The 16,981-nt window shown below is 39.6% G+C and carries 20 protein-coding genes; 6 read left to right on the forward strand and 14 right to left on the reverse strand.

Translation table 11 applies throughout. The annotated features are described in order from the left end of the window. Positions 1-231: 231 nt before the first annotated feature. Both MKL36_RS06695 and nth read left to right on the forward strand, forming a co-directional pair. Positions 232-1,023 (forward strand): RnfABCDGE type electron transport complex subunit B, encoded by a 792-nt coding sequence (locus MKL36_RS06695; protein ID WP_001069886.1) that lies wholly within the window; start codon positions 232-234, stop codon positions 1,021-1,023. After that, positions 1,024-1,716, forward strand: a complete 693-nt coding sequence (gene nth / locus MKL36_RS06700) for an endonuclease III (RefSeq protein WP_000279329.1) — start codon at positions 1,024-1,026, stop codon at positions 1,714-1,716. It abuts the gene before it with no gap. Between the two features lie 29 nt (positions 1,717-1,745). Here nth and MKL36_RS06705 read toward each other — a convergent pair whose 3' ends face one another. From MKL36_RS06705 to MKL36_RS06720, 4 genes are all read right to left on the reverse strand, one after another. Next, the gene (locus MKL36_RS06705) at positions 1,746-1,883 is read right to left on the reverse strand and encodes a hypothetical protein (protein WP_000691574.1); all 138 of its coding nucleotides are present in this window, start codon (positions 1,881-1,883) and stop codon (positions 1,746-1,748) included. A 71-nt stretch (positions 1,884-1,954) separates the two neighbouring features. After that, positions 1,955-2,608 carry an adenylate kinase gene (gene adk, locus MKL36_RS06710; protein WP_001220244.1) on the reverse strand — a complete coding sequence of 218 codons (654 nt, stop codon included), beginning with the start codon at positions 2,606-2,608 and terminating at the stop codon, positions 1,955-1,957. A gap of 86 nt (positions 2,609-2,694) precedes the next feature. After that, complete coding sequence (locus MKL36_RS06715) at positions 2,695-4,008, reverse strand: membrane protein (RefSeq protein WP_000895449.1); 1,314 nt, start codon at positions 4,006-4,008, stop codon at positions 2,695-2,697. Positions 4,009-4,069: 61 nt separating this feature from the next. Further along, the gene (locus MKL36_RS06720; RefSeq protein ID WP_001227325.1) at positions 4,070-4,588 is read right to left on the reverse strand and encodes a hypothetical protein; all 519 of its coding nucleotides are present in this window, start codon (positions 4,586-4,588) and stop codon (positions 4,070-4,072) included. 236 nt (positions 4,589-4,824) lie between these two features. Here MKL36_RS06720 and mrdA point away from each other — a divergent pair, with 236 nt between their 5' ends. Both mrdA and rsmD read left to right on the forward strand, forming a co-directional pair. After that, complete coding sequence (gene mrdA / locus MKL36_RS06725) at positions 4,825-6,843, forward strand: penicillin-binding protein 2 (protein ID WP_000809155.1); 2,019 nt, start codon at positions 4,825-4,827, stop codon at positions 6,841-6,843. Then, the gene (rsmD, locus tag MKL36_RS06730; RefSeq protein WP_000795851.1) at positions 6,843-7,394 is read left to right on the forward strand and encodes a 16S rRNA (guanine(966)-N(2))-methyltransferase RsmD; all 552 of its coding nucleotides are present in this window, start codon (positions 6,843-6,845) and stop codon (positions 7,392-7,394) included. Before mrdA ends, rsmD begins: the two co-directional genes overlap by 1 nt. 41 nt (positions 7,395-7,435) lie before the next feature. Here rsmD and MKL36_RS06735 read toward each other — a convergent pair whose 3' ends face one another. The 9 genes from MKL36_RS06735 to MKL36_RS06775 form a co-directional block, all read right to left on the reverse strand. Next, positions 7,436-8,005: a HupE/UreJ family protein gene (locus MKL36_RS06735; RefSeq protein WP_021511451.1), complete on the reverse strand. Its 570-nt coding sequence runs from the start codon at positions 8,003-8,005 to the stop codon at positions 7,436-7,438. A 9-nt stretch (positions 8,006-8,014) separates the two neighbouring features. Next, positions 8,015-8,629: an urease accessory protein UreG gene (gene ureG, locus MKL36_RS06740; protein WP_000140200.1), complete on the reverse strand. Its 615-nt coding sequence runs from the start codon at positions 8,627-8,629 to the stop codon at positions 8,015-8,017. Between the two features lie 23 nt (positions 8,630-8,652). After that, entirely contained in the window at positions 8,653-9,318 is a 666-nt protein-coding gene (locus MKL36_RS06745; protein WP_000103638.1) for an urease accessory protein UreF, read from the reverse strand. Continuing rightward, the gene (ureE, locus tag MKL36_RS06750; protein ID WP_021511450.1) at positions 9,305-9,787 is read right to left on the reverse strand and encodes an urease accessory protein UreE; all 483 of its coding nucleotides are present in this window, start codon (positions 9,785-9,787) and stop codon (positions 9,305-9,307) included. The genes MKL36_RS06745 and ureE overlap by 14 nt, the downstream gene beginning before the upstream one ends. A gap of 69 nt (positions 9,788-9,856) precedes the next feature. Continuing rightward, positions 9,857-11,557, reverse strand: a complete 1,701-nt coding sequence (gene ureC, locus MKL36_RS06755; RefSeq protein ID WP_000784172.1) for an urease subunit alpha — start codon at positions 11,555-11,557, stop codon at positions 9,857-9,859. Between the two features lie 12 nt (positions 11,558-11,569). After that, positions 11,570-12,028, reverse strand: coding sequence for a GNAT family N-acetyltransferase (locus MKL36_RS06760; protein ID WP_002156405.1), 459 nt, complete (start codon positions 12,026-12,028; stop codon positions 11,570-11,572). After that, positions 12,018-12,338: an urease subunit beta gene (locus MKL36_RS06765; protein WP_000612143.1), complete on the reverse strand. Its 321-nt coding sequence runs from the start codon at positions 12,336-12,338 to the stop codon at positions 12,018-12,020. The genes MKL36_RS06760 and MKL36_RS06765 overlap by 11 nt, the downstream gene beginning before the upstream one ends. A gap of 12 nt (positions 12,339-12,350) precedes the next feature. Continuing rightward, positions 12,351-12,653, reverse strand: coding sequence for an urease subunit gamma (gene ureA / locus MKL36_RS06770; protein WP_000422460.1), 303 nt, complete (start codon positions 12,651-12,653; stop codon positions 12,351-12,353). A gap of 101 nt (positions 12,654-12,754) precedes the next feature. After that, the gene (locus tag MKL36_RS06775; RefSeq protein WP_021511449.1) at positions 12,755-13,630 is read right to left on the reverse strand and encodes an urease accessory protein UreD; all 876 of its coding nucleotides are present in this window, start codon (positions 13,628-13,630) and stop codon (positions 12,755-12,757) included. A gap of 194 nt (positions 13,631-13,824) precedes the next feature. Between MKL36_RS06775 and MKL36_RS06780 the strand changes: the two genes are divergently transcribed. Together MKL36_RS06780 and MKL36_RS06785 are read left to right on the forward strand one after the other, a co-directional pair. After that, complete coding sequence (locus MKL36_RS06780; protein ID WP_000688341.1) at positions 13,825-14,148, forward strand: hypothetical protein; 324 nt, start codon at positions 13,825-13,827, stop codon at positions 14,146-14,148. A 203-nt stretch (positions 14,149-14,351) separates the two neighbouring features. After that, positions 14,352-14,831: a copper resistance protein NlpE gene (locus MKL36_RS06785; protein WP_021511448.1), complete on the forward strand. Its 480-nt coding sequence runs from the start codon at positions 14,352-14,354 to the stop codon at positions 14,829-14,831. Between the two features lie 62 nt (positions 14,832-14,893). Here the strand turns inward: MKL36_RS06785 and MKL36_RS06790 are convergent, their stop codons facing one another. Continuing rightward, positions 14,894-16,498, reverse strand: coding sequence for an isocitrate lyase (locus MKL36_RS06790; RefSeq protein ID WP_000214787.1), 1,605 nt, complete (start codon positions 16,496-16,498; stop codon positions 14,894-14,896). Positions 16,499-16,981 lie beyond the last annotated feature (483 nt).

Consider the following 16,981-nt stretch of genomic DNA (forward strand, 5'->3'; position numbering starts at 1 on the left):
AATAGTTATTTTAAATTATTTTATTCTTCTTAATTATCATAAACTTATTTTTAGAAAAACTGTCTAACAATCAATAATAGTCATTTATCTTTTCACTTTTATTGATCTATTATTGTGCAATATTGGCGACATTTTAGGTCAATCAAAAAGCCAATAAATTCGTTAAAATCCATTGACCTTACTTAGGTTTTTCTTCATTATCGCATCGTTTTAAGCAAGCTATTTTCCTCTATGAATCCATCTATTTCTCTCATACGCGAGATTGATGCGTTACTACCACAAACACAATGTGGTCTGTGTGGGCACCGTGACGGCTGTCTACCTTACGCAAAGTCCATTGCTGAAGGTGAAGAAGCAAATAAATGTGTTCCTGGTGGACAGCCAGTGGCCGATGCACTGGCACAATTATTAAATCGCCCATTATTACCTGCTGAAACGAGTGTCTGGCCTGTACAAGCGGATGGACGCCCACAACGCATGAAGGCAATTATTCGCGAAGATGAATGCATCGGATGTACAAAATGTATTAATGCCTGCCCAGTAGATGCCATTATTGGTAGTGGTAAGCTCATGCATACAATTTTGACTGATCTATGCACAGGTTGTGAGTTATGTATTCCACCCTGCCCAGTTGACTGTATTGATCTGGTCGAAGACACTCAAGCATTGCCAAGCGAACAGCAACGCATTGCAGAACAAAATGATTTACGTCAACGTTATTACGCGCATATTCAACGTGAAGAAAAACGCCGTATTCACCGCAAAGGCCCTGTTGTACGTGCTGAAATAGATACTCAGCTGTTTGCACAGTTCTCTCAAGCACTTGATGATTTACCTTCAATTCAGCTCATCGAGAAGCCAAAAGAAGCGATTGTAAGCGATGCAAAAACCACAATTGAATTAGCGAAAATTCGTACTCAAATTAAAAAGTTGGAAAAGCAGCTCAGTGTTCGAGAAGATGCCAAAAAGCGTCTTCAACTTGATGAACTACAACAGCAACTCATTCAATTACAGGAGGTCTGAATGGCCGTCAAAAATATGACGAAAAAGCAGATTCAAATTTTCTTTGAACGCCTTCGTGAACAAAGACCTTCTCCACAAACCGAATTAAAATATTCATCACCATTTGAATTGCTCATTGCCGTTATGTTATCGGCACAAGCAACCGACGTTAGCGTGAACAAAGCAACTGATAAGCTCTATCCTGTTGCGAACACCGCTGAAAAAATCTATAACTTAGGCGTAGACGGGTTAAAAGAGTACATTAAAACGATTGGTCTTTATAACGCAAAAGCCGAAAATGTTATCAAGACCTGTAAGATTTTAATGGAGCAGTTTAACGGTGAAGTTCCAAGTAACCGAAAAGATTTGGAAGCTTTGCCAGGCGTAGGCCGTAAAACAGCCAATGTGGTTTTAAATACTGCATTCGGTCAGCCGACTATGGCTGTCGATACCCATATTTTCCGTGTTGGAAATCGGACGGGCTTAGCAATAGGTAAAAATGTTCTTGAAGTTGAACACCGCTTAGTAAAAGTCATTCCTAAAGAATTTATTTTAGATGCACATCACTGGCTGATATTACATGGTCGTTACTGCTGTATTGCCCGTAAACCAAAATGTTCAGAGTGCGTGGTTGCCGATGTATGTAACTGGCCGGACCGTTTTGAGTTTGGTGCTCAAAAACAAATTGCGGTTAAAAACATTGAGGCAGAATAAAAGTTGGGTATAGCTTATACCCAATTTAGTTACTTTAAACGCTTTTGCTGTTTTCTTTCTTCTTTCGCTTGTTTTTGTACTTTTCTCAGCATTTTGTAGCTTTGATACAGTAAAAACAACAATAGTGCCAGACTTAGCAATACCACCAAAATCAAAATGATTTTCAAATCATTCTCCTGCACTTAATGAAAGACAAGAGCCCTCACAAAGAGGGCTCGGTATTACAAATAATATTAAATTATTTGTCTAAGATGTTGAACAAATCTTTTTGTACATCTTCAATTGTACGTAAGCCATCAAGCTTGTCATAAGTTGGCGCATTTTCACCAGAAGCAGCACGACCTTGGTAGAAACCAACCAATTGTTCTGTTTCAGTGTGATAAGACGCTAAACGCTTACGGATTGTTTCTTCTTGGTCATCTGGACGTTGAACAAGATCTTCACCAGTTTCATCATCTTTACCTTCCACTTTAGGTGGATTGTATACAACGTGATAAACACGACCAGAAGCTGGATGCTGACGACGACCAGAAAGACGTTTTACGATTTCTTCATCAGGTACATCAATTTCGATTACATGATCAATGCTGATCCCTTCTTTTTCCAAAGCTTCTGCTTGAGGAATAGTGCGTGGGAAACCGTCGAAAATACAACCATTCACGCAGTCAGGTTGAGCAATACGTTCTTTTACTAAACCGATAATGAGTTCATCTGAAACTAAACCGCCAGATTCCATCACACTTTTAGCTTTTAAACCTAATTCAGTACCTTCACGAATTGCAGCACGGAGCATATCACCGGTTGAAATTTGTGGGATATTGTAGCGCTTACAGATCAACTGAGCCTGAGTACCTTTGCCTGCCCCAGGTGGTCCGAGTAAGATAATGCGCATAAAAAACATCCTCATTTAAAACAATGAATGTGAGGTCCGGCAGATTTAGTTTCATTGATCTTCAATAGATCCTGCCCGACTTCGAATTATAAGAAAGCCACAAACAAATGTATTGTACCAGCAATAAATCCGGTTACCCCACCTAGTACAATAAGAATCCACTCGTCCTCTTGAAATGCTGGACGTAACAAATTCTGAAACTCTTTTGGTGTTAGTTCACGAATACGCTCTTTAAACATTTGAAAAATCTTCTGTGCCCGGCTTGCATTTAGTGCAGGGTCACATACCGGTCCCATCGTAATTTCAATTGAACGATCAATCAAGTCCGTCTTTAACCTTGCATACTCTCTTGGGCCTAAAGAAAGCTGTAAAGATGTTCGAACAAGTGGAGTTTCCATGATTTCGTTAATATGACGTTTAACAATACGACGCGTTTTGTCCTTGCGTGAACCATACATCATTTCTGTCATAATTGATTTTAACGTAATCAGATCTTCTGTCACTACGCTTGAGAAGACTTCTGAAACTTCTTCTTGACGCTTCATGAAAGCCCCTTGAACATTATAAGTACCAATTCGTAAAACAGGTACAATCCAAGGGAACTTACGATCTTTTGTTAATCTAAATATTTGCGGATAACGAATGTAATGCGGTTCAATCGGGTTAAATACCATCCAGATTGCAATCCAGTTAGTTAAAAAGCCCCAAATAGACGCCCAAAATGGTACTGTCCAATGCCAAGGCACCACAAACCAGACCACCATTTGGAAAACACCAAAGAACATCCCGATTAAAGCACTAATATGCCAAATAAAGTTGATTTCTTTTTGTCCAACTTTTAAAAACATACGTACCATTAAACGGCGATCACCTTCCATTTGGCTCACCACCATTTCACGCATATCAACCAGTGACTCAACGTTCATAGTCAGCTCAGTCACTAATTCTCTGAGTACACCTGGTAATTGTTTATGCGCTTGAGCATAAATACGGCGTTTAATCGAATAAGGTAAATTTTCCCAAAGCACTGCATTACGATCGATCATCACTTCATCAATCAAATGCTCAAGTTCAAATCCGACTTGCTCACCAATAATACGTGCCATGTCTTCAGGGTCCATTGCCTCTAAAAACTCACGCAAAGAACCTAACTTGGATAAAGTATTATCGGTAATAATTCCAGAGATACGTCCTGCTTTACGTGGCACGATACCTTGCCAGCCGACTGGTAAAGGACCTAAATGAAATCCCCAAAACTTGATTGGGTAAAACACCATTTTTAAAGCCATCCACACATGTGCCCATGTGACAAAGGCAGTGACCGGAATGATACTCAAAACGGCCCAAAAATCAGGTCTGTGTAAAAAGGTCTGCCACAATCCGCTGACGTACTCTAACATGTAAGACTCTCGTATTTATTTGTGCTCTGCTTATGGCGAGTTAACGATAAACTGCTTTGTTTTATAAACCAAAACTTAGAGAATAAGAAAATTGAATTTGTGGTTTAGTATCTGCAGCAACATCACCATTCTGGTCCGTTAATTTTTCCGCTGCGCCGATACCCACACTAAACGTACTAATTCTTTCTGAATTCAACAATACATATGCCAAATCAACACCAGCACCTAAACGAGATTTATAATCTCCATCAACCGATTTGCTATCAAGATGTCCAGCGTAAAAGCCAATATAGTAACCATTTTTATCTGTTCCAGTAAGGTAGTACGGATAGCGGAATCCGACTTGTCCTCCAGCAGTTTTATCGCCATTTAAAAATGCACCAACTTTTGCGTAAGCAATTCCATAAGGATTTACCCACTCACCATTGAGATGTAACAATTTTTGTGTAAAACCGGCGCCTACATTCCAGGTAGATGCTTTATGATCTGCTAATTTTGCTTCTGGAAGAAATGAGTAATCTTGAGCATGTGCCCAACTGCTTACTGTCAAAACTGCAAGTAAGGGATAAATTTTTCTCATTATTTTCTCCATTTTCCCTAATCGTATGGTGAGAACAACCCTATTCTATTGAATGAGAGACTTTAACAGAATTATTTTGCTTCTTATATACAAGACTCTACAATTTTGTTGTCTACAAAGTCAAAAAAGCCAATTTGCCTCTTCACTGAAACTTTGAAAAATATGCGATATTTTAAGTGCGCTTGCGTTAGAATAAGCAGCTATTTTTCTCACCCTATGTCATTAAGTCGATCCGTATGAAACAGCACTTTCCTTTAAAAGATATCCAGCAAGAAAAGCGCATTTATCGAGGTCGTATATTTTTTGCCGTAGGGCTTGTGATTATCTGTTTATTGGTACTAGCCAGCCGATACGCTTATCTACAAATTTTTCATTATGATGAGTTCTCGACGGCATCGGATAAAAACCGTATTCGCCTACAACCCCTTCCACCTGCTCGTGGTTATATTTATGACCGCAATGGGGTTTTACTGGCAGATAACTACCCTGTTTTTACCGCAACATTAAGTAAAGCAGATGTTGAGAACGTTGATACCGTTATTGAACAATTACAGCCTATTTTAGAACTCACTCAAGAAGATGTAGATCGTTTTAAAAGCCGCATTAAAACAGCACGTAAAACTGAACGTGTGGCCATTAAACTGAATTTGACCGAGACAAATATTGCCAAGTTTAGTGAAGTTAAATACAAGTTCCCCGGGGTTAGAATTGAAACCCAAATGACGCGCTATTATCCACATGGTGATTTATTTGCTCACGTGATTGGATATGTTGGCCGTATTAACGATAAAGAATTAAAAAGTATTGATAAAGATTTATATGCTGGAACAAACCTGATTGGTAAAATTGGTGTAGAAAAAAGCTATGAAGATTTACTTCATGGAACACCTGGTTATGAGTCTGTAGAAGCAGATGCTCATAGTAATATTTTGCGTCACCTAGGTCGTAAAGACCCAACCCGTGGTAACGATCTCTACTTATCATTAGATTATGGTTTGCAAGTTGTCGCGTCGCAACAACTCGCTGGTCGACGTGGTGCAATTGTTGCGATAGACCCACGCACTGGTGAAATTCTTGCGTTGGTTTCAAGTCCAAGCTTTAACCCTAATTTATTTGTGACGGGTATTAATCATAAAGATTATAGTTCTCTACGTGACAATATAGATCAGCCTCTTTATAACCGTGCAGTACAAGGTGTATACCCTCCTGGTTCAACCATTAAGCCAATGGAAGCGATGGGCGGTTTACATTATGGAATTGTCGATTGGGCTACCGCTATTTCCGACCCTGGCTATTTCCATTTACCGGGTGACTCACACAAATTCCGTGACTGGAAAAAAACCGGTCATGGCATTGTGAACATGCACAAAGCCATTATCATGTCTTGTGATACCTATTTTTATATTTTGGCTAATCAAATGGGCATCGATCAGATGAACCAATGGATGCGCCAATTTGGCTTTGGCCAAAAAACAGGTGTCGATTTACCAAGTGAAAGTGAAGGCTTATATCCAAATCCTGAATGGAAAATGCGTACACGCAAATCCAAATGGATGAAAGGTGAAACGATTTCAGTCAGTATTGGTCAGGGTGCATTTACCGCAACCCCTTTACAACTTGCCATGGCAACGGCCATTACGGCGAACCATGGCTCGCATGTAGTTCCACATGTTTTACGTGCAACCCATGGTGCAAAACCTTTTACCGTACGTAATGCACCTGATGGAAAAATTAATTTCAATGGTACAGATGAAGATTGGGTAAAAATGCGAGAAGCCATGATTGACGTAATTCAATCAGGTACTGGGCGTGGCATCCGTACACCGCTATATCAAATTGCCGGAAAAACAGGTACAGCACAGGTTAAAAGTATTGCTCAAGGCAAACGTTATAACGAAGCTGCGCTTAGTGAACGCCAACTTGACCATGGTCTTTTTGTTGGCTTTGCTCCGGCTGATAAACCAGAAATCGCTATTGCAGTTATTTGGGAAAATGGCCGTCATGGTGGTTCAGCAGCCCAACTTGCTAAACCCGTGTTTGATTACTGGTTATTAACCCGTAAGAAAAATCCGATTCGACCAGCCAACCATCAAGTCAATGGTGGCCTGATGACTGCTGGGATTAAACCGGGTGAACTTCCAAGTGGTAATGAAAGTGCCAGCTCAACTCCTGCGACCTCTGCTCCGACTTCCGCAGCAGCCTCTACTCCACAGGCAACACCAACTCGTCCTGCTACAAATGAGGTCGATGAATAATGAAAAATCAATTACGCATTATTGGGGGCGAATGGAAAAGACGAGTTTTACCATTCGCCAGTATTGAAGGATTAAGACCAACTCCCGATCGTGTCCGCGAAACTTTATTTAACTGGCTCATGTGGGACATTCAAAACGCTCAGGTTCTCGATATCTGCACAGGTTCTGGGGCATTAGGCTTTGAAGCATTATCGCGCGGTGCTGCATCTATTTATATGATTGAGCCAGATAAGACTCAGGCACGATTTTTAAAAGATAATATTCAATTGCTCAAAGCGCAGAATTGCCATTTAATTAATGCAACTGCTCAACAAGCCTTACCACGCCTAAAAGAACAGTTTGATGTCGTTTTTTTAGACCCTCCTTATAGTCTTAATTTATGGCAAGAGCTTGCTCACTTGGCAGACTCACATATTAAAAATAATGGGTACATTTACGTTGAAGCTGACCGAGATTTATCTCAGCTTCACCTTCCTGCAACATGGCAGCAAATTAAATCAACCAAAGCTGGTACAGTCCATGCAGGGCTTTACCAAAAAGTAAGCGAATAAAAAGGTAGCCTTAAGCTACCTTTTTCGCTACAAAGTTTTAATTAACCCAAACCAATCACTGCAACAAGCGCTGCACAGGCACCTACAATTTTTTTGCCATATGGCACATAACGTGTAAATACTGCACCTAGTGCAAGCCCACCACAATAGATAAGTGCCATACCAGTAACCATACCGGTTACTAACGCTACGATATGCCCTGCATGTGCTAACTCAACACCATGAGCTATCCCATGAAAGCTTGCGAGTAAAGCGGCAGCGATAGGTAAAATACGATTTGATTTTGTCCATAGCGAAATCGCTGTAATAATTAAAGAAGCAACAATACCGTATTCAGCAACATTGGCGGGCACCAAACCTTGAGCACCTACCAAAAAGCCGATCACTAAGGTGATACTTAAAGTGATGACGCCAGTGATTTTCCACTGTTTGGCTGCCGACCATAGCAAGACACCAAAGCCTAAAGCCATTATTAAATGATCCAGCCCTGTAAACGGATGAATAAAGCCTGCCATAAAACCTGAATGTACATGATCATGCCCCGGATGAGCCATAGCTAACACAGGTAACATGCTAAGGAGCCCAACGCTCCATTTTTTAATGAAGTTCATAGTTACTCCTTAAGCCTTAAACAGCCCTTGCTTCTCAATAAATTGAATAATTTCTTCAAGCCCATCTTGTGTTTTCATGTTTGAAAATAAAAATGGCTTTTCACCACGCATGCGTTTTGCATCTTGGTCCATCACATCAAGGTTTGCTCCCACCATAGGTGCGAGGTCAGTTTTATTAATAATCAGTAAATCTGACTTGGTAATACCCGGTCCTCCTTTACGAGGGATCTTTTCGCCACCTGCTACATCAATGACATATAAAGTTAAATCAGAAAGCTCTGGACTAAATGTTGCCGCTAAATTATCACCACCGCTTTCAATAATAATGAGTTCTAAGCCATCAAATTTTTCGCACAGATCATCAATCGCAGCTAAATTAATTGAAGCATCTTCACGAATTGCTGTATGCGGGCAACCACCTGTCTCGACACCCACAATACGATCTGGTGACATCGCTTCATTACGGGTTAAAAAGTTTGAGTCTTCTTTGGTATAAATATCATTTGTCACCACTGCCATATTATATTTATCACGCAAGGCACGGCATAAGTTAAGTGTAAGTGCTGTTTTACCTGAACCGACTGGTCCGCCAATTCCGACTCGTAATGGACTACGTTCTGTCATGATTTTTATCCTTTTTCCTAAACTTAAGATCTGAATAATCGTGAATATTGAGTTTCGTGTTTCATGCTCAGCATGGCATAGCGCGGCAAAGCACTACTCAATTGCTCATCTTTAAGTTTTAAAGCCTTCTCTACAGCTTGTGGTACTCGCCCATGCAAATGCCATAAAATTCTTTGTCCTGCCATTTGGCCCAATGGGACAGTTTTTACCGCGGCTAAAACCTGATTTTCTAAAACGGTAAAGGTATACGCCGTAAGTACATCAACATCTTTAAGTTCTAAACGACCGCAAAGCTGTGCATAGACAGGCACAAAACCAAACTGCTTTTTAACCTCAACTGTTTTCTTTAAAACATCTTTAATCCATGCATTTAAAGAAAATGCGAGTTGCTGAGATTCGGCCAAAAGCTCTCTACTTTCTCGGCTTGCCTTATACAAATGTGCCCAAATTAGAAACTGATCTGGGTCATCATAATGTTGCATAAGACGTTTAAGTACAGGCAACTCAAAGCGTACTAGCAGCATTTCAAGCACTTCTTCAAAGTAAGCAATTGCCGAGGATTCATCGTGTATTAAGCCAATATCAATGGCGGTTTCCACACCTTGCGAATAGCAATATGCTCCAACTGGCAATGCCGTAGAAGACAATGTCAGCAGTTGCAGTAATTGCGCAGCATTATGAGTGGACATGGTGTAAAGCTTTGATTGGGCTTAAACGATGGTCATGGCTATGCTGTGCATAGGCACCGCTTTCAGGTTCAAACGGATGATCGGTTTCTGTCACAGCAAGCCCCAAACCTTCCACCATTTCTGCAAGCACATGATCAGGCTCAAAATATAAAGCTGTTGGTGTCAGCATTAATGGCACATGTCGGTTACCTAAATGATAAGCCGCTTTAAGCAAATCAAATTCAGTCTGAGCAGTGACTTGCATTAACCGTTCAGGTTTGGCATCGACACGTAATACATCCCCTTCTTGCGTTGCAATATATGAACCACTACGCAAAATGCCGGTACGTGGCAAATCCGCACCAATATCTACGCCACTCGCTAAAGCCGCTCGAAAACGTGATTTTTGGCGGGTATCAAACGCTAGCTCAACCGTTTCAAATGCCTGATCAGGAGAAATATCTTCAAGACGTTGGGTGTAAATTTTCATTTAGCTTTTCTCTCCTTACTTATTTCTTTCATATATAAGGTAATGAGGCAAATCACCTCTATAAATTCATTAAAACAAGAAATAACGTTGTGCCATCGGTAATACGTCAGCAGGTTCACACGTTAGTAATTCACCATCGGCCCGCACCTCGTAAGTCTCAGGATGAACCTGCATAACAGGACAATATGTATTATGTTTCATATCGGCTTTGGTAATTGAACGCGTGTTTTTACACGGACTGATTAACTTTTTAAGATTTAGCTTCTCAGCAACTTTTTCATCAATTGCGACTTGAGATAAAAAGGTAATACAGGTGTTATGCACACCACGTGGATAAGCACCAAACATTGGACGATAATGCACTGGTTGAGGTGTAGGAATTGAAGCATTAATGTCACCCATTGGCGCTGCCGCAATCATGCCACCTTTAATGATCATGGAAGGTTTCACGCCAAAAAACGCAGGCTTCCATAATACTAAATCAGCAAGTTTTCCGACTTCAACCGAACCAATTTCATGACTTAAACCATGGGTAATTGCCGGGTTAATTGTATATTTGGCAATGTAGCGTTTAACGCGATTGTTATCATGAAACTCATTGTCACCCTCTAATGGACCACGTTGTACTTTCATTTTGTGGGCAGTTTGCCAAGTTCTTAAAATCACTTCACCCACACGTCCCATTGCCTGAGAGTCAGATGACATCATGGCAATTGCACCTAAGTCTTGTAAAATATCTTCAGCAGCAATGGTTTCACGGCGAATACGACTTTCTGCAAAAGCAATATCTTCAGCAATTGCAGGGTCTAAATGGTGGCATACCATGAGCATATCTAAATGCTCATCAATGGTATTGATCGTATAAGGTCGTGTTGGGTTGGTCGAAGATGGCAACACATTACTTTGCCCAATTGCTTTTAAAATGTCGGGAGCATGCCCGCCGCCCGCACCTTCGGTATGGTAAGTATGAATCGTACGGTCTTTAAATGCCGCTAGCGTTTCTTCTAAAAAACCACCTTCATTTAAAGTATCCGTATGAATTGCGACCTGTACATCATACTCATCTGCAACGCTCAAACAGTTATCAATAGCCGCAGGAGTTGATCCCCAATCTTCATGTAGTTTTAATCCAATTACTCCTGCTTTAATTTGCTCGCGAATGGGGTCAGGTAAACTTAAATTCCCTTTACCCAATAGACCAATATTCATAGGCAAATCATCAATCGCCTGCAACATGGTCGCAATATGCCAAGGCCCTGGAGTCACTGTCGTTGCCGAAGTACCTGCTGCAGGTCCTGTTCCGCCACCCACCATTGTTGTTGTACCCGACATAAGTGCAGTTTCAACTTGCTGTGGGCAAATCCAGTGAATGTGAGTATCAATACCACCTGCCGTTAAAATTTGCCCTTCACCCGCAATCACTTCTGTTGCAGCACCTAAAGGAATGGTAATGTCAGGTTGAATATCAGGATTTCCTGCTTTCCCTATTTTCCAGATTCGACCATTTTTTAAGCCAACATCCGCCTTTACAATCCCCCACCAATCTACAATCAAAGCATTAGTAATCACAGTGTCGGCAACTTCATCGGCTAAAAGTTGAGATTGCCCCATTCCATCACGAATGACTTTGCCACCGCCAAACTTAACTTCTTCACCATAGGTCGTTAGATCTTGCTCAACCTCAATAAAAAGCTCTGTATCAGCCAAGCGAATACGATCACCAACCGTTGGACCAAACATTTCTGCGTATGCACGACGTGACATTTTCATATGATTAGTTCCTTATTTTTCTGATGGCAAAGCATAATATTTTGTCATCGGGATAAACCGGATTCCCCATTTTTCAGCAGCATCACCACTTACAATAAAACCAAATTTTTCATAGATATCTTGAGCATAAAAACTTGAATTCACCGTAATTTTTTCAATGTCTATATTTTCATTTTTAATTTTTTCTTCTATGAAATCCCAAAGCTGTCGCCCTAGACCTAGTTTCAAATGTGTTTTTTTAATAAAAAAATGCATTAAATGTGAGGGTTGCATATAAGCGACTATACCCACGATCTGTTGATCAATCTCTCCAACAAAATAATGAATATCTTCTCGATCAAAAATTGTTTGTATGACTTCTGGTTTAAAGCGTGAGCGCCCTTCGTCATTTGCAATCACTTGATCTACATATGGAGCAATTATGGCAACGATAGTATCTGTGTCATCTTTCGTTGCTTTTCTAATCAACATTTTCATCCAAACGTCCCATTACCCGACCAGCAAAACCATATACTTCTCGCTTACCAGCTAAAGCAACAAGCTCTACTTCTCGACTTTGTCCTGGTTCAAAACGTATTGCTGTGCCTGCTGCAATATTTAACCGAAAACCTTTGACTGCCTCACGATCAAACTGTAAGGCATCGTTTGCTTCATAAAAATGAAAATGCGAACCGACCTGAATAGGCCTGTCGCCAAGATTAGCCACCACAACTTTCAAAGTTTCTCGTCCAACATTTAATTCAATGTCAGTTTCTGGAGTAATAACTTCACCGGGAATCATAAGTATTCCTTTTTATACAATGGGCTGATGAACAGTGACTAATTTCGAACCATCAGGAAAAGTTGCTTCAACCTGCACCTCAGCAATCATTTCCGGTACCCCATCCATGACATCTTCACGCTTTAATAAAGTCGTTCCAAAGTGCATAAGTTCACTCACCGTCATACCATCCCGTGCACCTTCAAGTAAGGCTGCGGAAATAAATGCAACAGCTTCCGGATAGTTCAACTTTAAGCCTCGTGCTTTACGACGCTCAGCCACTAAGCCTGCAGTAAAAATGAGTAACTTATCTTTTTCTGTTGGATTGAGTTCCATATCTCTTTCCCAAATAGCATCTAATTTTCTTTAAGCAAAATGCGTGCTCAAAAGCAGCATACCGGTTTTAATCGTTTTTAAAATACGCAATTTAACGTAACTTAAGTTTTCCAAATTCTTGGAAATTCTTCATCTAAATCAAACCAATAACGTCTTAATTTAGCGCGTATAGCTGCGAAAGCGTCATGACATCGTCGTACATCATTTCCTAAAAAACGCGCACATAGTACATCTTCTAATAAGGTCAACGTCACGGGAACATCCATACGCATAATGAGTGCACGGATGAGTTCAATATGTTGCTCTAAATAAAATGAAGAACGGAATTTTTCAGGGGGCACAGCCCAAAAACTGGCCATCACCGCCTGATTATTCATTCCTAAACACGAGCTTAACCAGCGATCTCCCCCTTCAAAATATAAAGTATCAGCAACTAATAACTTGTTTTTGCGCCATAATTTAAACTGGTTGTGATAGCTTCCCTGAACAAAATTCTCAGCCCGAGCCTGCCGCCCCAAGACCAGCATATCCCATCCAATAAAACTTGCTGTTTGTTCAAGATGGATATCTGTTTCAGAGTGGGCTAAAGCACCGTCAAAAAGCATTGTTTCTTGCGGCATCCACTCTAAAATAGAATCATCTTTTACATTCAAATAAATATGCTGGAAAGCCTGTTTTCCATTTGTTCTATACCACTTACCCGCTCCCGGTGTGGTAATTACAGCATGCGCCTGCCCTTCTGTTTCAATTTGAAAAGTAAGATGATCACCGCCTGCAATTCCAGCTGGTGGATGAACAATAATGGCATGACAAACCCCAGTTTTTTCGGGCCAGAGCATTTTTTGCACCCGAACGGGGCCATAATGCTTTCTATGACTCATTATGGTGCGCGAGTTTTCATAACAAAACCCCAGTTCTAACTGGGCATACCAAAATGGTGCTGAAGAAGTCTGAAAAGTTTGTTGAATTCGATTCATTTTGGCTCATTTTTGATAATGGCTTTTTTGATAAGCAAAATATGCACCAAAAGCAAAAAGTGGTTATTACAAACTTAGAAACAATTTTTTTATTTTAATGAGTCAAAAAATCATCAATGTCTAACATAAAACCACAGTAAAGCATGGAATTATTTATACAATAGCGCCCATCCTCGCTCTTATAAATTTTTCCCATGAAAATCTTTTTCGTGTTAGTACCGTTTGTATTTTTAACTGGGTGTATTTTTGGCCAATCAAGTGAGGTCAAACGTGCAGAAAAACTTTTAAATAACTTTCAATGTAAAAATATTGAAACAAGTGAAATTTCTACAAGTTCAATCAACTCTTATTACCAGCAATCTTTAGCGGTGAGTAAGGAAAAAGCGACCTCTTATGTAGAAAGCTATAAAAATGGTGAAGAATTATTCGCGATGCCCTTAGATGAAGTCGTAGAACAGCAATACCAACTTTATAAAGCAGCGTGCGATTCTTTAGGTGGGGTTTCTGCCCAACCATAAATTTTTAAAAGTATCCATTAAATCACTTTAGTGGATACTTTTAATTCTCAACTAAAATATAAAAAAACATAGCCCCAATTTGTGCAATTTTTACTCACTTTACCTTTTGTTAAAATTAAGCTACATACTAGAGCTTTTATTTTCGATTCTTTTTTCCTAGCCTGTCAGTACTTTATATTTATTTTTTTGAGGTTTTATTCATTATGAAAAAATCATTATTAGCAATTGCACTTATGAGTACTCTTCTTGTCGCATGTAATAAACATGAAAATAAAACAGAAACAACCTCTGATGCATCTACTCCTGTACAAACTGCTCAAACAAATAATAATGAAGCGGTAGATACCGCACATACAGCCGAGAATTCTTTAGACTGGGATGGTAAATATAAAGGTACGCTTCCTTGCGCAGACTGTGAAGGCATCAAAACTGAATTAGAATTAAAAGATGATAAAACTTATGAGCTAACAGAAACCTATCTTGGTAAAGGTGATGCAAACCCATTTGAAACCCATGGTAAGTTTACTTTCGATAAAGACAATACTTCTGTTATTACCTTAGATGATAAAGCTCAAAACCGTAAATTCTTTATTGGTGAAAATACCGCGATCGCTTTAGATATGGAAGGTAAAAAAGTTGAAGGTTCTTTAGCTGAACATTATGTTTTGAAAAAAGAAGATTAATCTATTTTTCAATATAAATAAAAAACCCGCTCAAATGAGCGGATTTTTTATGAAGTCAATTCTTAGTGAGCTGAGAATTGGTTCATTGTGTTTTTAGCATCGTCACCAGCTTTAAGTGCATTTTCACCAGCGAAGATTTCTTTGTGGTCATCACCGATGTCAGAACCAGCCATTGCTTGGTGTTTCACACATGCGATACCGCCACGGATTTCTTTACGTTGTACGCCAGCAACATAAGCTAACATACCTTGGTCACCGAAGTAACCTTGTGCTAATTCATGAGTAGAAAGAGCAGCAGTGTGGTATGTAGGAAGTGTGATCAAGTGATGGAACACACCAGCTTCACGCGCAGCATCTGCTTGGAAAGTACGGATTTTTTCATCAGCTTCAGCAGCTAATTCAGTATTGTCGTACTCAGCGCTCATTAATTTAGCACGGTCGTAAGCAGATACATCTTTACCTTCTGCAACCCAACGATCGTACGCTTGTTGACGGAAGTTTAAAGTCCAGTTGAATGATGGGCTGTTGTTATAAACAAGCTTCGCATTCGGAACTACTTCTTTTACACGGTTAACCATGTGTGCAATTTCTTGTACGTTTGGAGTCGGAGTTTCGATCCAAAGTAAGTCAGCACCGTTTTGAAGGCTAGTGATACAGTCAAGTACAACACGGTCAATCTGAGTACCTTCACGGAATTGGTATAGACCAGAAGCTAAACGAGTTGGACGATGTAATTTACCATCACGTTTAATTAAGATCTCATCTTCTTGAGCTTCTGAGATATCAATTTCTTGAGTATCTAAGTAGCTAATATATTTAGATGCGATATCACCTGGCTCTTTAACTACAGGGATCTTCTGAGTTAAGTCAGCGCCTTCAGAGTCAGTACGAGCAACGATAACACCGTCTTCAACACCCATTTCTAAGAATGCATAACGAAGTGCATGGATCTTAGCGATGAAGTCTTCATGTGGAACAGTTACTTTACCAGCTTGGTGACCACATTGTTTTGCATCAGATACTTGGTTTTCGATTTGAAGCGCACAAGCACCAGCTTCAATCATTTTCTTAGCAAGTAAGTAAGTTGCTTCTTCGTTACCGAAACCAGCATCGATGTCTGCAATAATTGGCACAACATGAGTTTCGAAGTTGTCGATTTGAGCTGTGATTTCAGCTACTTTCGCAGAGTCACCAGCTTCTTTTGCTTTATTTAAAGCACGGAACAAGTCATTTAATTCTTTTGCATCAGCTTGACGTAAGAAAGTGTAGATTTCTTCGATCAAAGCAGGTACTGAAGTTTTCTCGTGCATAGATTGGTCAGGAAGTGGACCAAATTCTGAACGAAGAGCAGCAACCATCCAACCAGAAAGGTAGATATAACGTTTGCTTGTCGTACCGAAATACTTTTTGTTAGCAATCATTTTTTGTTGAGCGATGAAACCATGCCAGCAACCTAATGATTGAGTATATTTGCTTGAATCAGCATCGTATTCAGCCATATCACGACGCATAATCGCAGCTGTATACTTAGCAATATCTAAACCTGTTTTGAAACGGTTTTGAAGTTGCATACGAGCAGCATCTTCTGGGCTAATGTCTGCCCAAGTGTTGCCGAATTTTGCTTTTAATTCACGTACTGCATCAATCGCTGTTTGATATGTAGTCATGATATTGTCCTGTATTCATTTTAGGATTTCATCGATCGAAGCCTAGAGTCATGTTATGAAAATTCCCTATGACACCAGCTGCTTCTTCATGTACACAGCTTAGACTTAGCCAATCAATTAATCCAATATCCTTCGTTAATCTTCAGTATTTATTTAAAAAATATACCAATAAATCGATATTATAAGTAAAACTAAAAAACATAACACTTTGTTTATAAAAACAAAATAATCCTAAAGGAGTATAGAATTTTGATTAAAAAACACTCCAAGCTTTATTTTTATACAGTTTTTGAAAATTTTCCATTCATTTTTAATATAAAAAGTCAATTGTAAATTAGGCGAATTTTGCCAATGCAAAATGTCAATCAGTATGCTAGAACAGTACTAAATATTAAGAAAATATTTTTGTTCAATAATTATAAAAATAAAAATAGATCAACGATAATAGAATCCAGCATTTGAGATACTTTTTGCCCATACTTA

It is taken from the genome of Acinetobacter sp. AOR12_HL (genome assembly GCF_027855275.1).
Taxonomy (GTDB): domain Bacteria; phylum Pseudomonadota; class Gammaproteobacteria; order Pseudomonadales; family Moraxellaceae; genus Acinetobacter; species Acinetobacter baumannii.

What these genes read in the sequence shown, in the direction of transcription:
- ureA (WP_000422460.1), bottom strand. Translation starts at nt 12,653, where the DNA reads ATGGAACTCAATCCAACAGAAAAAGATAAGTTACTCATTTTTACTGCA.
- ureE (WP_021511450.1), bottom strand. Translation starts at nt 9,787, where the DNA reads ATGAAAATTTACACCCAACGTCTTGAAGATATTTCTCCTGATCAGGCA.
- MKL36_RS06745 (WP_000103638.1), bottom strand. Translation starts at nt 9,318, where the DNA reads ATGTCCACTCATAATGCTGCGCAATTACTGCAACTGCTGACATTGTCT.
- adk (WP_001220244.1), bottom strand. Translation starts at nt 2,608, where the DNA reads ATGCGCATTATCTTACTCGGACCACCTGGGGCAGGCAAAGGTACTCAG.
- MKL36_RS06760 (WP_002156405.1), bottom strand. Translation starts at nt 12,028, where the DNA reads ATGTTGATTAGAAAAGCAACGAAAGATGACACAGATACTATCGTTGCC.
- rsmD (WP_000795851.1), top strand. Translation starts at nt 6,843, where the DNA reads ATGAAAAATCAATTACGCATTATTGGGGGCGAATGGAAAAGACGAGTT.
- MKL36_RS06720 (WP_001227325.1), bottom strand. Translation starts at nt 4,588, where the DNA reads ATGAGAAAAATTTATCCCTTACTTGCAGTTTTGACAGTAAGCAGTTGG.
- MKL36_RS06785 (WP_021511448.1), top strand. Translation starts at nt 14,352, where the DNA reads ATGAAAAAATCATTATTAGCAATTGCACTTATGAGTACTCTTCTTGTC.
- MKL36_RS06790 (WP_000214787.1), bottom strand. Translation starts at nt 16,498, where the DNA reads ATGACTACATATCAAACAGCGATTGATGCAGTACGTGAATTAAAAGCA.
- MKL36_RS06775 (WP_021511449.1), bottom strand. Translation starts at nt 13,630, where the DNA reads ATGAATCGAATTCAACAAACTTTTCAGACTTCTTCAGCACCATTTTGG.
- MKL36_RS06780 (WP_000688341.1), top strand. Translation starts at nt 13,825, where the DNA reads ATGAAAATCTTTTTCGTGTTAGTACCGTTTGTATTTTTAACTGGGTGT.
- MKL36_RS06695 (WP_001069886.1), top strand. Translation starts at nt 232, where the DNA reads ATGAATCCATCTATTTCTCTCATACGCGAGATTGATGCGTTACTACCA.
- MKL36_RS06765 (WP_000612143.1), bottom strand. Translation starts at nt 12,338, where the DNA reads ATGATTCCCGGTGAAGTTATTACTCCAGAAACTGACATTGAATTAAAT.
- mrdA (WP_000809155.1), top strand. Translation starts at nt 4,825, where the DNA reads ATGAAACAGCACTTTCCTTTAAAAGATATCCAGCAAGAAAAGCGCATT.
- nth (WP_000279329.1), top strand. Translation starts at nt 1,024, where the DNA reads ATGGCCGTCAAAAATATGACGAAAAAGCAGATTCAAATTTTCTTTGAA.
- ureC (WP_000784172.1), bottom strand. Translation starts at nt 11,557, where the DNA reads ATGAAAATGTCACGTCGTGCATACGCAGAAATGTTTGGTCCAACGGTT.
- ureG (WP_000140200.1), bottom strand. Translation starts at nt 8,629, where the DNA reads ATGACAGAACGTAGTCCATTACGAGTCGGAATTGGCGGACCAGTCGGT.
- MKL36_RS06735 (WP_021511451.1), bottom strand. Translation starts at nt 8,005, where the DNA reads ATGAACTTCATTAAAAAATGGAGCGTTGGGCTCCTTAGCATGTTACCT.
- MKL36_RS06715 (WP_000895449.1), bottom strand. Translation starts at nt 4,008, where the DNA reads ATGTTAGAGTACGTCAGCGGATTGTGGCAGACCTTTTTACACAGACCT.